We start from the raw sequence: 14,968 nt of genomic DNA on the forward strand, positions 1-14,968 counted from the left end.
GGCGGGCCAGTTGGCGATCAGCGATCGCCGGGCGTTGCCGCGAGGTTCGACGTGCTATCAAGACACGTCATCTGGCGCTTAGTTGCATCGATGGACACTTCGACGCTGCGGCACCCGTTCCAGCCGGCGCTCACGCGACATAGCGCGCGACGCTCACGAACTGGCACAGGCTGCCTGCGAGCACGAACAGATGCCAGATGCCATGTCCGTGCCGGATGCGCTCGTCGTTGATGAAAAACCAGATGCCCGCGGTGTACACGACGCCGCCCGCCACCAGCCACGCGGTTCCCGCGGGCGGCAGCGCCGTCACGAGCGGATGAATGGCTACGAGCGCGAGCCATCCCATCAACACGTACAGCACCATCGAAACGCTGCGGGTTCGCCGCCCGAGCGTGAGTTCCTGCACGATCCCGAGCGCGGCGAGCCCCCAGCTCACGCCGAAGAGCGACCAGCCCCAGGGACCGCGCAAGGTCACTAGTGTATACGGCGTGTAGCTGCCGGCTATCAACAAGTAGATGGCCGAGTGATCGCACTTCTGCAGTATCGCTTTCATGCGCGGCGAGCGCGCGCAGTGATACAGCGTGGAGATCACGTAGAGCGCGCAGAGCATCGCGCCGTACACCGCGAAGCTCACGACCTTGTACGCGTCACCGTCGAGCGCGCCCATCGTGACGAGCGCAGCCAGACCCGCAACCGACAGCAGCGCGCCGATCAAATGGCTGATGCTGTTGAAACGCTCGCCGACATGCATATCGAATTCACCAAAAGACAAGGGGCGCGGCCACGAAGGCTGCGCCCCATATGCGTATTGTACGCTGTCCCGGCGAAGGACCTATGAAGCCATCAGTCGAGCGGCGCCGAACGCAGGTTGCTCACCTGCTGCGGCGACACCGGCGTGCCGTGGTTGCCCCACGACATACGGATGTACGTCACGACTGCGGCGACTTCCGTATCCGACAGCGACTGTGCGAACGGCGGCATACCGTGCGGCATCGGGTTGCCTTCCGTACTCGGCGGATAACCGCCGTTCAGCGTCATACGGATCGGATTGACGGCCGATTGCATCTGGATCGACTGGTTGTTCGCGAGCGGCGGGTATGCAGGCGGCTTGCCGAGACCGTTCTCCGCGTGGCACTTCGCGCAGTTTTCGGTGTAGACCTTCTTGCCGAGCGTGAGCAGTTCGCCGCCGAACTTCTCGGACGTCTCCAGCTGCATGACTTCCGGCGCTTCCTTCTTTTGCGGAATCGACTTGAGATACGTCGAGATCGCGTTGATGTCCGCGTCGGTCATGTACTGCAGGCTGTTGTGAACCACTTCCGCCATCGGGCCGAACACCGCGCCGCGCTGCGACACGCCGGTCTTCAGCAGATCGTTGATGTCCTTCAGGTCCCAGTCGCCCAGACCGGCTTCCTTGTTCGACGTCAGCGACGGCGCGTACCAGTTCTGCAGCGGGATGAGGCCGCCGGCGAAGGCCGCCGAGCTGACCGGGCCGCCCATCGCGTTGATCGACGTGTGGCACATGCCGCAGTGACCGAGGCCTTCGACGAGATACGCGCCGCGGTTCCATTCGACCGACTTGGTCGGATCCGGCTTGTACTCGCCTTCCGAGAAGAACAGCGTGCGCCAGCCGATCAGCAGGTTGCGGTTGTTGAACGGGAAGCGCAGTTCATGCGGACGGCTCGGTTCGGAAACCGGCGGCACCGAGCGCAGATACGCGTAGATCGCGTCCGAGTCCGCGCGCGTGACCTTCGTGTAGCTCGTGAACGGGAAGCCCGGATAGAGCAGCGAACCGTCTTTCGAGCGGCCCGTGTGCATCGCGCGATAGAAGTCGTCGGAGGTCCACTTGCCGATGCCGTATTGATCGTCCGGCGTGATGTTCGGCGTGAACATCGTGCCGAACGGCGTGGCCATCGGCAGGCCGCCGCCGAATTCCTTGCCGCCGCGAACCGTGTGGCACGCGATACAGTCGCCGGCGCGGGCGAGGTACTCACCTTGTTTGATGAGCGCGGCTTTGTCGGCAGGCGTCGCCGCGATGGCGCCGCCCGAATGCAGGTTGTCGCCGCCCGACCAGAGGACGGCGCCGGCTGCGACGGCTGCCACCACGACAGCCGAGGAAAGTGCAAACAGGGACTTGCGTTTCATTGTGTTGTCGCTCCAGACGCCTTATTGCGGTTCGCTGCCGCACTTGAGCGGCATCTTCAACGAGCCAGCGGGCGCGGGCACCGGGTTGGCGGGTGCGGTTTGCGTAGAGAGCCATGCGGCGACGGCGGTCACGTCGTCGTCCGTCAGGCGCGAGGCGATCTGCTGCATGCAATCGGGCGCCTTCGCGTGACGCGTGCCCGACTTCCATGCGCCGACTTGCGCGCTGATGTAGTCCGAATGCAGGCCGACGAGACCCGGGATGGCCGGCTGCATGCCGGTCAGACCCTTGCCGTGGCAGGCCGCGCACGCGGGAATGTTCTTCGATGCATCGCCGTTCAGCACGAGCTGCTGGCCGCGCGCGAGCGTCGTGGCCGACACGTTCGACTTCACGGGCGTCGGATACGGCGGGCGCTGGTTCGAGAAGTACGTCGCGATCTGATGAAGGTAATCGTCCGAGAGATACGTGACGAGGTAGTTCATCGGCGGGTACTTGCGCCGCCCTTCGCGGAAATTCTGGAGCTGGTTGTACAGATAGTCGGCAGGCTTGCCGGCAAGACGCGGGAAGTAATCGTTGTCCGTGCCTTCACCGTGAACGCCGTGGCACGCGGTACAGCCTTGCACGCGCGCGGCCATCGTGTCCGGTGCGATCGGCTGGTTCTGCGCCTGCGCGGCGGAGCTGAAAACGCCAGCGCTGCCTACCAGAGCCGAGGCAAAAGCCATAGCGAGCAGCGGACGAAAAATGCGTCTTGAAAACACGCGACACTCCATGAAATTCGGGGACCTGCCGAGCTTCGTGCGGCTCGGTGCGAAGGTGGCGAACCACGGCCACGCAGGGGGCGGTGGGTGGCGGACCACGGCCACAGCGGCTCGACGAGCCTCTGATGCGACGCGGCATTCTATCATCGATGCATGATGATGACTATTTGACACAATCTCGCTCTAAGTCCCGCTGCAGCGCATTCGCGACAATATGCCGCGCGGCTATTGACCACCCGCGACGAACTTCCTAGGCGCGTGTGGTTCATTGCCTCTCGACAAATATTCGACTCGATGCGAGACGCCCGATCGACGTGCTTCATGCAGTTTCGGAAGCGTCCGGCAAAAATTCAAGGCGTTTCGCTCATGTTCGATGCTGTGCTGCACCGCGGACCTTCATTCAGACTCCGCAAAATTCCTTCGATGACCTTCCCTTTAGCAATGCGCGTTCACGCCGCGCCCGGTTCCGCATGATGAACGACGATCCTCTCTCGCTCGCGCAGACGGCCTTCGCCGCGCTCGCCGATCTGGCCTTCGCCTGCGTGCTCGGCGCGCTGCTGCTGAACGTGTGGCTGTCGCGCGAACAGGCGTTCGCGACCGTATCGCCCGCGCGGCGCGGCTGGTTGCGGGCGGCGCGCGGCGGTCCGATCGCAGCCATCGCGCTCGTTCTGTGCAACTTCGCTTCGCTGTGGCTGCAGGCGGCGGCGATGAGCGGCGCGCCGATCGTGCAGGCGGGCGGCGCGTTGTGGCTCGTCGCGACGGGCACGCACGCGGGCATCGGCTGGTCGGTGGCACTGGCGGGCAGCGTGCTGTTGCTGCTCGCGTCGGCGGGCGGCGGCGCGCTTTCCGGTACGCGGATCGGCATGGCGCTCGTTGCCGCGCTGATCGTCGCGGCGGGCAAATCGGCGATCGGCCATGCCGCCGATGCCGGCGCGTTCTCGCTCGCCGAAGCGGTTCAGACGCTGCATCTGCTCGCGACGGCGGCGTGGGGCGGCATTGTGATCGCGGGTGCGTTCGTGTTGCCGGCGCTCGATACGTCGCTTGCGCGCGCATATCTGATCCGCACGGTCGCGCGCATGTCGCGAGCGGCGTCGATCGCGGTCGCGTTCGTCGTGCTGACGGGCGTGTTCAACGCGTGGCGCGGCATCGGCGGATCGGCCGCGGTGCTGACCGCGAGCGCGTGGGGTCATGCGTTGATCGTGAAGATGCTGCTGGTTGCGGCGGCGCTCGCGTTCGGCGCGCTCAACCGCTGGTCGGCGTTGCCGCGCCTGTCGCGCTCGGCATCGACGATGGACGCGCATACGGTCATCAACGTGATGCGCGTCGAAGCGCTGATGATGGCGGGTGTGTTCGTGGCGGCGGCGGTGCTGTCGCACAGCGTGCCGGGTTCGTCGCTCGCGGGATGAAAACGGCGACGCGCGGCGTTACTCGTAGCCGAGCCTGTGACTGACGATGGGCGCGCAAAACAGCGCCACCGCGCAGCCGATGATCTTGCCCTGCAACTCGACGAACGCCGTATGCGAACCGCCGACGAAGATCACTTCGACCAGTTGCGGCAGGCAGAACACGACCGCCGCACCGATGAACCAGCGCGTCACGGCCGCGATGCGCCAGCCGCGCTGCGCCCCGATTCCCGCGGCCACCACGCGCGCCACGCCCAGCGCGACGAGCGAGCCGACCGCGAGCTGGGCACGGACGTATTCATCGGGAAGGACCTGCCACATGATTGTTCTCGCTTTTTGGTGACTATCGGCAGCGTATGCGCAAGAAGCTCGCCAGTATGTACGAGAAAACGCAGATCGTGAAGCGCGGCCCGCGCGGGGCCGCATTCGCTCAAAACGTGTGCTCCGGCCCGGGAAAACTGCCGTCCTTCACCGCGCGCACATAGGCTTCGACGGCGGCGAAAATGTTCGGCTGACCCTGCATGAAATCCTTGACGAAGCGCGGCCGCTTGCCGTGAAAGATGCCGAGCATGTCGTGCAGTACGAGCACTTGTCCGGAACAGTCGACGCCCGCGCCGATGCCGATCGTCGGAATCGCGAGCGCTGCGGTCACTTCGCGCGCGAGCAACGTCGGCACGGCTTCGATCACGAGCAGTTGCGCGCCGGCTTCCTGCAGCGCGATGGCGTCGCGCTTCATCTGCTCGGCCGCCGCTTCGGACTTGCCCTGCACCTTGAAGCCGCCGAATGCGTGCACCGATTGCGGCGTGAGACCGACGTGCCCGCACACCGGAATCGAGCGCTCGACGAGAAAGCGCACGGTATCCGCGAGCCATTCGCCGCCTTCGATCTTCACCATCTGCGCGCCCGCGCGCATCAGTTGCACGGCGTTCGCATAGGCGTCTTCCTTCGAGCCGATGGTGCCGAACGGCATGTCCGCGACGATCAGCGCGCTGCGATTGCCGCGCGCGACCGACGCCGTGTGATACGCGATGTCCGCGAGCGTCACTGGCAGTGTCGTGTTGTGGCCTTGCAGCACATTGCCGAGCGAGTCGCCGATCAGCATGACATCGACGCCCGCGCGTTCGAGCAGCGCGCTGAAGCTCGCGTCGTAACACGTGAGCATCGCGATGCGCTCGCCGTTTTCGCGCATGGTCTGGAGCTTGGGGACGGTGATCGTCGCGCGATTCGTTTCCTGCAGATACGTCATGGTCGTTTCACTGAAGAGAGCGTGGCCGGGCTGCGAATTCAGACCGATACGCCTTTGACAAAGAATTCCTTGCGCCCGCGCATGGCGCCGATGCGCTCGATCAGAAGCGCGAGGTCGTCATCCGAGGCGAGCGGGTTCAGGTGCTCCGCGTTCACCGTGAGCAACGGCGTCGCGTCGTAGTGATAGAAGAAGTCGTTATAAGCATCGCAGAGCGCGCGCAGATACGAATCGGAAATTTGCAGCTCCATCGGCAGCGCGCGCTTCTGGATGCGCGAAAAAAGCACTTCCGGACTCGCCTGCAGATAGACGACGAGATCGGGTGCGGGCGCGCTCGCATGAATGCGCGAGGCGATGTCCTTGTAGAGCTGGAACTCGTCGTCGGGCAGGGTGAGGCGCGCGAAGAGCTCGCTCTTCTGCGTGAGAAAGTCGGTCATCAGCGCGGCGCCGCTCGTGACGATATCGGCGGCTTCCTGCGTCTGCGATGCGCGCTGCAACGCGAAGCTCAACTGCGTGGCGAGCGCGTGCCGCGTGGTGTCGCGATAGAAGCGCTCGAGAAACGGATTGTCCTGCGGGCGCTCGAACAGCGTGCGCATCGACCACCGTTCGGCGAGCAGCGTCGCGAGCGTGGTCTTGCCGACGCCGATCGGCCCTTCGATCGCGATGTAACGATGCGGCGGCCGCAGTTGAGGCGCGGTGACGGTGAGTGGCGGAACGCTCATCGGCAGTCTGTCTTCGTGGAAGGGGAGTCGGTTGCGTTGGAGCCGCGCGGTTGCGTCGCGACCATGCACTGACACGTCGCGACTTTCTCGATGCGCTGATCGGCGACGCCGTCGATGAACGCATCGGCGCGACCGCGTTGAGGAAGGATGAGATCCGGCTCGAGCTCGACGAGCGGCACGAGCACGAAGGCGCGCTCGGTCATGCGCGGATGCGGCACGACGAGATCGGCTTCGTCGATGCTCGATGCGCCGTACAGCAGGATGTCGAGATCGAGCGTGCGCGGCGCATTGCGATACGGCCGCTCGCGCCCGAACTGCAACTCGATGTGATGACACAGGCGCAGCAGCGATCGCGCGGGCAGGCTCGTTTCGAGCTTGACGACGCAATTGAAGTAATCGTCGCCCGATGAATCGATCGGCGCGGTGCGATAGACGCTCGATTTCGCGAGCACGGTGATCGTGTGCTGCTGGGCGAGACACACGACTGCGTCTTTCAGGGTCTGGCGCGCATCGCCGAGATTCGCCCCCAGGCCCAGATAAGCAATCGTCATGGCAGAAGTCCTACGCGTGGGTCACAGCGGAAAGCGGGAGAACAGGATCGCTCTTCGCTACTGTAACCAAATCCGGCGTTACTCGTCGTCGGCGGCTTCGCGCCTGTTCGCCGCACTCGATACCGCGTCGTCATTGCCTGCCTGCGCGGCTTGCTCGTCCTGCGCGCCGGGTTCGCCCGAGCGACGCTTCGCGTTGCTGCGGCGCCGGCGCTTCTTCGGTGCGTTGCGATCCTTGCCGCCTTGCGACAGGAGTGCTTCGCGCTCGGCGTGATCGCCGTCGATGAAGTCGCTCCACCATTGGCCGATGGCCGCATCGAGCTCGCCCGATTCGCAACGCAACAGCAGGAAATCATACCCCGCTCTGAATCTTTGGTGTTCCAGCAGCTTCAGCGCGCTGCGGCCGCGTTTTTCCAGTCGATGCTGAAGACCCCAGATCTCGCGCATGTCGGACGAGTAGCGCTTGTGGATCGCGAGTTTCTCCGTCTGCATATCGAGGACATCGTCCATCGCGCGATGCAATGCGGGCACCGGATAGTCGCCGTTCGCGGTGTATTGCTGCCAGCGCGTCTGCACGTCGTGCCACAGGAGCGTCGCGAAGAGAAAGCCCGGCGACACGCCCTTGCCGGCGCGCACGCGCTCGTCGGTGCTGGTGAGCGCGAGCGTGACGAACTTCTCGCCGTGCGGCTGTTCGAGCACGACATCGAGCAGAGGCAACACGCCGTGATGCAGCCCTTCCTGACGCAGCCGCGTGAGACACGCGAGCGCATGGCCGGACAAGAGCAGCTTCAGCATCTCGTCGAAGAGACGCGCGGCCGGCACGTTGTTCATCAGGTCGGCGAGATCCTTGATCGGCGCGCGCGTGGCTTCATCGATCTCGAAGCCGAGCTTCGCCGCGAAACGCACGACGCGCAGCATGCGTACCGGATCTTCGCGATAACGCGTGGCCGGATCGCCGATCATGCGCAACAGGCGCGCGCGGATGTCGGCCATGCCGTCGTGATAATCCAGCACCGTTTGCGTGGCCGGATCGTAGTACATCGCGTTGATGGTGAAGTCGCGGCGCGTGGCGTCTTCGTGCTGCTCGCCCCAGACGTTGTCGCGCAGCACGCGGCCGCTCGCATCGACGGCGTGCGTGCGCGCATCGAGCTCGCCGCGCTTGAGGCGTCGCGGCGGTTCGGCGGAAGGCTCCGGCGGCGCGTCCATGAGCGCGCGGAACGTCGATGTCTCGATGATCTCCTGCCCGAACTGCACATGCACGATCTGGAAGCGCCGGCCGATGATGCGCGCGCGGCGAAAGAGCTTCTGCACCTGATCGGGCGTGGCGTCGGTGGCGACGTCGAAGTCTTTCGGCGCGACGCCGAGCAGCAGGTCGCGCACCGCGCCGCCGACGATGAACGCGCGATGCCCGGCCTGCTGCAGGCCGTCGGTCACGCGTATCGCGTTCTTCGAGATCAGCGAAGGATCGATGCCGTGAATCTCCGACGACAGGATGACCGGCACGTTCGGATCGCGCTTCACGGGCGCGGCGGCTTTCTTGCGCGTGCTCTTGCGAGCGGGTTTCGGCGCGGCTTCGGAAGCAGCGGCGGGGACGTCGTGGCCTTCGTCGGCAGAGGCGGTTTCTTGCCCGAACAGCTTGCGGATGAGTTTTTTAATCACGAGTGTCGAACAGGTTCAGGATGCGCCAGCCTTTGGCTTGCGCGTGCGCGCGCAGGGTGTCGTCGGGATTGGTCGCGACCGGATCCGTGACGCGCTCGAGCAGCGGGATGTCGTTGTGCGAGTCGCTGTAGAAATAGCTGTGCTTGAAGTCGTCGAGCGTCTTGCCGAGCGTCGCGAGCCATTGCTCGACGCGCACGATCTTGCCTTCGCGATAACTCGGCGTGCCCGTCGGCCGGCCGGTGAGCGCGCCGAGCGGATGATCGTCGACCGTTTCGACTTCGCAGGCGATCAGCGTTTCGATGCCGAAGGCTTCGGCGATCGGCGCGGTGATGAACGCGTTCGTCGCGGTGACGAGGCAGCAGAGATCGCCTTCGTCCTGATGCTCGCGCACGAGCGTGACGGCGGCCGGCACGATGCGCGGGTTGATCACTTCGCGCATGAATTGCGCGTGCCAGTCGGTGAGCTGTTCGCGCGAGTATTTCGCGAGCGGGGCCAGCATCGCGTGCAGATACGCGTTGATGTCGAGCACGCCCGCCTTGTAATCGGCGTAGAAGGCGTCGTTCTGACGCGCGAAGGATTCCGCCTCGACGATGCCGAGCTTCACCATGAAGCGGCCCCATTCGTGGTCGCTGTCGGTGGGAATGAGCGTGTGATCGAGATCAAAGAGGGCAAGGTTCATGGGAGCGCATTCTACTTGAAGCGGGTCGGATCGTTGTCCGGCGCGGCGGGGCCGGATTCGGGGCCGTTCGGATCGGCGGGCGTTTCTTCCGGCGCCGATACGGGAACGAGGGGCGCGGCCCGGCCGGTTTGCTGGAGCATCGTGCGCAGCAGCGCTCGCGTCACCGCGCGCTTTTGTTCCAGGGAGAAGCGGTCGAGTTCGTCGAGCAGGGCCATGAGGCTCGGCATGTCGCGGCGAAAGTGCGTGAGCAGATAGGCGGGCACGTCGTCGGCGAGCACGATGCCGCGTTCGCGCGCCGCGTGCTTCAGCACCGATGCCTTCGCTTCGTCGGAAAGCGGCTGAAGATGGAACACGAGGCCCCAGCCGAGCCGCGTGCGCAGGTCTTCGCGGACCGTGAGCGCGAGCGGCGCGTCGTTGCCGGTGGCCACGAGCGCGCTCGCCGGATATGCGCGCACTTCGTTGAAGAGATTGAAAAGGGCGATCTGCTGCGCGGGGGAAAGGCGGTCGCAATCGTCGACGGCGTAAAGCGTCACGCGCGGATCGAACCCGAATGCGTTGAGCGCGCTCTGCGGGCCGAGATAGCGCGCATGGCCGTTCGCCTCGTGCGTGAGCGCCTGCAGCAGGTGGCTGCGGCCGCTGCCCGGCTCGCCCCACACGTAGAACGTGCGGTCGGCGACCGGCCCGGCCGCGAGCGCGCCTTCGAGTTCGCGCAGCCGCGCGATCAGTTCGTGATTGCCGGCGGCGAAAAAGTTATCGAAGGTGGCGGGCGGCGGCGTGCCCAGATCGAGCGTCAGTTGGCGTTGCACGGGAGATCGGTATCGTCGGGCCTTGAGTCGGGCGAATCTTGAAAACTGCCGGATGAGCTGCGGGTATACGCGCAAAGCCGCGGCGGACGGCCCTGCGCGCCAATGGCTCGGGCGCTTCTGAGATTGTCTGCGATCTCGAAAAAAGCGCCTTCGCGGATTCTGGCGTGCGCGGGAAAATCCGGCTGGCCGACCGTCGACGGGTCATCATCGGGTAAAATCGCATTTTACCGACCTTCTTGCTCCTCCCTCCATGAATCAACCGAAATCCGCACCGGACGCCCAAGGTTTGTCGTATCGCGACGCGGGCGTGGACATCGACGCGGGCGACGCGCTCGTCGACCGGATCAAGCCGTTTGCCAAGAAAACGTTGCGCGACGGCGTGCTGGGCGGCATCGGCGGATTCGGCGCGCTCTTCGAGGTGCCGAAGAAGTACAAGGAGCCGGTGCTCGTATCGGGCACGGACGGCGTCGGCACGAAGCTGCGCCTCGCGTTCACGCTGAACCGGCATGACACGGTCGGCCAGGATCTCGTCGCGATGAGCGTCAACGACATTCTCGTGCAGGGCGCCGAGCCGCTCTTCTTCCTCGATTACTTCGCGTGCGGCAAGCTGGATGTCGACACCGCGGCGGACGTCGTGAAGGGCATCGCCACGGGCTGCGAGCTGGCGGGCTGCGCGCTGATCGGCGGCGAGACGGCGGAAATGCCGGGCATGTATCCGGACGGCGAATACGACCTCGCGGGCTTCGCGGTCGGCGCGGTGGAAAAGAGCAAGATCATCGACGGCAGCACGATCAAGCCGGGCGATGTCGTGCTGGGCCTGGCATCGAGCGGCATCCACTCGAACGGTTATTCGCTGGTGCGCAAGATCATCGAGCGCGCGAATCCGGATCTCAACGCCGATTTCGACGGCCGAACGCTTGCCGACGCGCTGATGGCGCCCACGCGCATCTACGTGAAGCCGCTCTTGTCGGCGATGCAAAGCGTCACGGTGAAGGGCATGGCGCATATCACAGGCGGCGGTCTCGTCGAGAATATTCCGCGCGTGCTGCGCGATGGGCTGACGGCGGAGCTGGATCATCGCGCGTGGCCGCTGCCGCCGCTGTTCGCGTGGCTGCAGAAGCACGGCGGCGTCGCGGATGCGGAGATGCATCGCGTGTTCAACTGCGGTATTGGCATGGCGGTGATCGTTGCGGCGGAAGATGCCGATGCGGCAACCGGCCTGTTGTCGGGCGCGGGCGAGCAGGTGTGGAAGATCGGCGTCGTGCGCGAGAGCAAGGAAGGTGAGGCGCAGACGGTGGTGGTTTGATAGTGCCGTTGTCGCGCTGATACGAAAGACCCTCGCGGAGTGCGAGGGTCTTTTGTTTGGGGATTACATCGGCCGCATGTAAGGCGACCGAATTTGCTGCGGATTCGGCCCCAGTTGCTTGAGGAGGAAGTCCATAGCTGTCTTGTTATAGGCCGGTCTTGGATCGACGTGCGAAACGCCGTTGGGCAGGTAAGGCGGGCGCAATCCGGGTGTAACAACTCGCCCTTGTACAACGCGCCGTTGTATTCGACGATCCAGTTCGCGCTCTCCGTGAGCAGCCCGATAGAGGTCCCCTGCACCCACATGTAGCGATGGCCGCCAAACGATTGGATTTCTCGCTTGTACCACGCGCTCAATTGATCGAGCGTGCGTGGGTCGCTGTATTTTTCGGATAGATCGACCCGAAGGAACGTCGTAAGCGCCTCGTAGCGCGGCACGTACATCTTCAAGCCAGGTGGCATCAACGCTGTATCGCCGGACGGAAACGACAGCCGCGGCATCAGGAGCGTTAAAGTGTCCTTCCTGCCTTGGAAGCTTTCGGCCGCGGCCGTGACTGTCTGACATTGGCAAGCCCGTGGCGCAGTGGCGCCGCTCAGCGAAGCCTTTTGATACTAAGCTTATAGAACGATCGTGTGCAAAATTTCAGTATGACTTTTCAGACTTTCGAAGTTTTCCTAATCGCTGCTACCGCCCGCTCCGTCGCGTCCCCCGCGCAGCAATCCACCACGACTCGCTCCGGCATCGCGCGCAGCCACGTCAACTGCCGCTTGCACAACTGCCGCGTCGCGAAAACGCCCTTGTCGCGCATCTCGTCGTAACCCGTCGTGCCGTCGAGATAGTCCCACGCTTGCCGATAGCCGACACAGCGCATCGACGGCATCGAAAGATCCAGATCGCCGCGCGCACGCAACGCGCGCACTTCGTCGATGAAGCCGTGCGCGAGCATCGCATCGAAACGTGCGGCGATGCGCGCATGCAGCACCGCGCGATCCGACGGCTCCAGCGCGACCGGCACGAAGCGATACGGCGCATCCGCATCCTGAACGCGCGGCGCGGCGAGCAGCGCGGACATCGGCTGGCCGGACAGCATGAAGATTTCGAGCGCGCGCTGGATGCGCTGCGAGTCGTTCGGCGCAAGCCGCGCGGCGGTTTGCGGATCGACCGCCGCGAGCCGCGCATGCAGCGCGGGCCAGCCATCGCGGGCGGCGTCGGCGTCGAGGGCGGCGCGCACGTCGGCATCGGCGGTCGGCAGATCGTTCAGACCTTGCGTCAGCGCCTTGTAGTACAGCATCGTCCCGCCGACCAGCAACGGCACGTTGCCGCGCGCGACGATCTCGCCGACGAGCCGCAGCGCATCCGCACGAAACTGCGCGGCGGAATACGTTTCGGCGGGATCGATGATATCGATCAGATGATGCGGCGCCGCCGCGCGCTCCTCGGCGTTCGGCTTGGCCGTGCCGATATCCATCTCGCGATAGACGAGCGCCGAATCCACGCTGACGATTTCCACCGGATGCAGCGCCGCGAACGCGAGCGCGGCCGCGGTCTTTCCCGACGCCGTCGGCCCGAGAAGACACGCAACAGGCAAGGCGGAAGCGCTCATTGTCCGCGCATGAAGAGTCGGTCGAGATCGGCGAGCGTGAGCTGATACCACGTCGGACGGCCGTGATTGCACTGATCGGCGCGCTCGGTCGCTTCCATCTGGCGCAGGAGCGCGTTCATCTCGTCGAGCGTGAGCCGGCGATTCGCGCGCACCGCGTTATGACACGCGAGCGTGCCGAGCAATTCGTGCTGACGTTCGGTGAGCACGCGCGAGCCGCCATACGCGTGCAGATCGGCGAGCACGGCGCGCGCGAGCGATTGCAGGTCGGCGTCCTTCAGCAACGCGGGCACGGCGCGGATCGCGATCGACGTCGGCGACAACACCGCGAGATCGAAGCCGAGCGCATCGAGCGTCGCGCGCTCTTCCTCGACGATGCCAATCTCGACCGGCTCCGCTGTCATCGACACGGGAATCAGCAGGGGCTGCACCGCGATCGCGCGATCGGCGAGCGCGTGCTTGAATTGCTCGTAAAGAATGCGCTCGTGCGCGGCATGCATGTCGACGATCACGAGGCCGCGCGCGTTCTGCGCCAAAACATAGATGCCGTGAATCTGGCCGACGGCGAAACCGAGCGGCTGTTCATCGGCGTGATCGAGCGCACTGTCCGCACTGTCACTGGCGATCAGCGGCGCGGGAGGGCGCTCGTTCATCGACGGATACGGCGTGTCGATGGTCGTCGTCGCGCCTGACGTACCCGCGCCGATGTCCTTGCGACCGAACAGCGCGTCGTAAAGCGCGAGCGGCTGCGCGACGGGCAGCGTGCCCTGCGTCATGCGCGACTGGCGCATCCAGTTCGTGCCGTTCTCGCTTTTCAGCGTGAGCGAATCCGGCGTGCCGGCGAAAGGCTTTGCGCTGAACGAAGCCGGCCCGGTCGGCTGCAATTGCGCCGCGTGTCCGCCCGCCGTCGTTTCCGGCGACGCGCCCGCATGCCGCGCCAGCGCGCGCTGCACGGCGTGAAAGACGTATTGATGAATCGAGCGCGAATCGCGAAAGCGCACTTCGATCTTCGACGGATGCACGTTCACATCGACGGATTCGGGCGGCAAATCGAGAAACAGCACGTACGCCGGATAGCGATTGCCGTGCAGCACATCTTCATACGCGGCGCGCACGGCGTGCGTGAGCAGCTTGTCGCGCACGAAGCGGCCGTTCACGAAGAAATATTGCTGATCGGCGCGCCCGCGGCTCGCGGTCGGCAAACCCGCGCAGCCGTAGACCGCAAGCGGCCCGGCGCGTTCGTCGAGCGGCAGATGCGCGGTTTCGAACACCTCGCCGAGAATCTTCGCGACGCGCGTCTGCGGATCGCTCGCGTTCCAGTGCTCGACGGCTTTGCCGTTGTGCATCACTGAAATCGCGACGTCGGGCCGTGCGAGCGCCGTGCGGCGAATCACGTCGAGGCAATGCCCGAGCTCGGTCTGCTCGCTCTTCAGGAATTTGCGGCGCGCGGGCGTGTTGAAATACAGCTCGCGCACTTCCATTGTCGTGCCGACGGTGCCCGCGGCGGGCGAGATGGCGCCGGTTTGCGCGTCGATGCGCGTCGCGTGCGGGCAGCTTTCGGTGCGGCTCGTGATGAACAGTTCCGCAACCGACGCGATCGACGCAATCGCCTCGCCGCGAAACCCGAGCGTCGCAACGGCTTCGAGTTCCGCGAGCGAGCGGATCTTGCTGGTCGCGTGGCGCATCAGCGCGAGCGGAAGCTCGTTCGGCGGAATGCCGCAGCCGTCGTCGGCGATCACGATGCGTTTCACGCCGCCTTCGTCGAGCGTGATGCGCAGTGTCGTCGCGCCGGCGTCGAGTGCGTTTTCCAGCAGTTCCTTGACGACCGACGCAGGCCGCTCCACCACTTCGCCAGCGGCAATCTGGCTGATGAGCTGATCGGGCAGCGGGGCGATGGCGCGCGGACGGCGCCCGGCATCGGCTGTCGAAGCGCCAGCGGAGGTTTCGTTTAGGTCGGACATGGCGAAATTATAACGATTCGCAACGTTCGGGCTTCGGGTGGCCGGCTGCATCGGTCCGGGCGCGCACGTATCCAAGAGCGCGGGCCAGAGCGGGACTTTCTTGCGCCGCAATTTATTTGCATTACTGAGTTTTTTCGGGTCCA

14 protein-coding genes are annotated in these 14,968 nt (G+C 65.0%); 2 read left to right on the forward strand and 12 right to left on the reverse strand.

Annotation, left to right across the window (positions count from 1 at the left end; all coding sequences use genetic code 11):
• Positions 1–130 precede the first annotated feature (130 nt).
• The 3 genes from trhA to NCR93_RS02495 form a co-directional block, all read right to left on the reverse strand.
• Positions 131–751 carry a PAQR family membrane homeostasis protein TrhA gene (gene trhA, locus NCR93_RS02485; protein ID WP_008351409.1) on the reverse strand — a complete coding sequence of 207 codons (621 nt, stop codon included), beginning with the start codon at positions 749–751 and terminating at the stop codon, positions 131–133.
• 92 nt (positions 752–843) lie between these two features.
• Positions 844–2,142 carry a c-type cytochrome gene (locus NCR93_RS02490; protein ID WP_008351407.1) on the reverse strand — a complete coding sequence of 433 codons (1,299 nt, stop codon included), beginning with the start codon at positions 2,140–2,142 and terminating at the stop codon, positions 844–846.
• A gap of 21 nt (positions 2,143–2,163) precedes the next feature.
• Positions 2,164–2,910 (reverse strand): c-type cytochrome, encoded by a 747-nt coding sequence (locus NCR93_RS02495; RefSeq protein ID WP_008351405.1) that lies wholly within the window; start codon positions 2,908–2,910, stop codon positions 2,164–2,166.
• A 461-nt stretch (positions 2,911–3,371) separates the two neighbouring features.
• Here NCR93_RS02495 and NCR93_RS02500 point away from each other — a divergent pair, with 461 nt between their 5' ends.
• On the forward strand, positions 3,372–4,304 hold the full coding sequence (locus NCR93_RS02500) for a CopD family protein (protein WP_175979825.1): 933 nt from the start codon (positions 3,372–3,374) through the stop codon (positions 4,302–4,304).
• Positions 4,305–4,322: 18 nt separating this feature from the next.
• Here NCR93_RS02500 and NCR93_RS02505 read toward each other — a convergent pair whose 3' ends face one another.
• From NCR93_RS02505 to hda, 7 genes are all read right to left on the reverse strand, one after another.
• Positions 4,323–4,622, reverse strand: a complete 300-nt coding sequence (locus NCR93_RS02505) for a hypothetical protein (RefSeq protein ID WP_008351402.1) — start codon at positions 4,620–4,622, stop codon at positions 4,323–4,325.
• A gap of 109 nt (positions 4,623–4,731) precedes the next feature.
• Positions 4,732–5,547, reverse strand: a complete 816-nt coding sequence (panB, locus tag NCR93_RS02510; protein WP_034470688.1) for a 3-methyl-2-oxobutanoate hydroxymethyltransferase — start codon at positions 5,545–5,547, stop codon at positions 4,732–4,734.
• A gap of 38 nt (positions 5,548–5,585) precedes the next feature.
• Positions 5,586–6,266 (reverse strand): deoxynucleoside kinase, encoded by a 681-nt coding sequence (locus tag NCR93_RS02515; protein WP_008351398.1) that lies wholly within the window; start codon positions 6,264–6,266, stop codon positions 5,586–5,588.
• On the reverse strand, positions 6,263–6,817 hold the full coding sequence (folK, locus tag NCR93_RS02520) for a 2-amino-4-hydroxy-6-hydroxymethyldihydropteridine diphosphokinase (protein ID WP_008351396.1): 555 nt from the start codon (positions 6,815–6,817) through the stop codon (positions 6,263–6,265). Before folK ends, NCR93_RS02515 begins: the two co-directional genes overlap by 4 nt.
• Positions 6,818–6,895: 78 nt before the next feature.
• A complete protein-coding gene (gene pcnB / locus NCR93_RS02525) occupies positions 6,896–8,473 on the reverse strand; it encodes a polynucleotide adenylyltransferase PcnB (RefSeq protein WP_008351395.1) in 1,578 nt (525 codons plus the stop codon).
• The gene (locus NCR93_RS02530) at positions 8,466–9,152 is read right to left on the reverse strand and encodes a histidinol-phosphatase (protein ID WP_008351393.1); all 687 of its coding nucleotides are present in this window, start codon (positions 9,150–9,152) and stop codon (positions 8,466–8,468) included. Before NCR93_RS02530 ends, pcnB begins: the two co-directional genes overlap by 8 nt.
• Positions 9,153–9,163: 11 nt before the next feature.
• Complete coding sequence (hda, locus tag NCR93_RS02535; RefSeq protein ID WP_008351391.1) at positions 9,164–9,958, reverse strand: DnaA regulatory inactivator Hda; 795 nt, start codon at positions 9,956–9,958, stop codon at positions 9,164–9,166.
• A 250-nt stretch (positions 9,959–10,208) separates the two neighbouring features.
• On the opposite strand from hda, the gene purM reads away from it, so the two are divergent.
• On the forward strand, positions 10,209–11,264 hold the full coding sequence (gene purM, locus NCR93_RS02540) for a phosphoribosylformylglycinamidine cyclo-ligase (RefSeq protein ID WP_008351388.1): 1,056 nt from the start codon (positions 10,209–10,211) through the stop codon (positions 11,262–11,264).
• A 655-nt stretch (positions 11,265–11,919) separates the two neighbouring features.
• Here purM and miaA read toward each other — a convergent pair.
• Both miaA and mutL read right to left on the reverse strand, forming a co-directional pair.
• A complete protein-coding gene (gene miaA / locus NCR93_RS02545; RefSeq protein ID WP_175979826.1) occupies positions 11,920–12,867 on the reverse strand; it encodes a tRNA (adenosine(37)-N6)-dimethylallyltransferase MiaA in 948 nt (315 codons plus the stop codon).
• A complete protein-coding gene (gene mutL, locus NCR93_RS02550; protein WP_175979827.1) occupies positions 12,864–14,825 on the reverse strand; it encodes a DNA mismatch repair endonuclease MutL in 1,962 nt (653 codons plus the stop codon). The genes miaA and mutL overlap by 4 nt, the downstream gene beginning before the upstream one ends.
• Between the last annotated feature and the right edge of the window lie 143 nt (positions 14,826–14,968).

This window comes from Caballeronia sp. ATUFL_F1_KS39, from assembly GCF_023630985.1.
GTDB classification, from domain to species: Bacteria; Pseudomonadota; Gammaproteobacteria; order Burkholderiales; family Burkholderiaceae; genus Caballeronia; species Caballeronia zhejiangensis.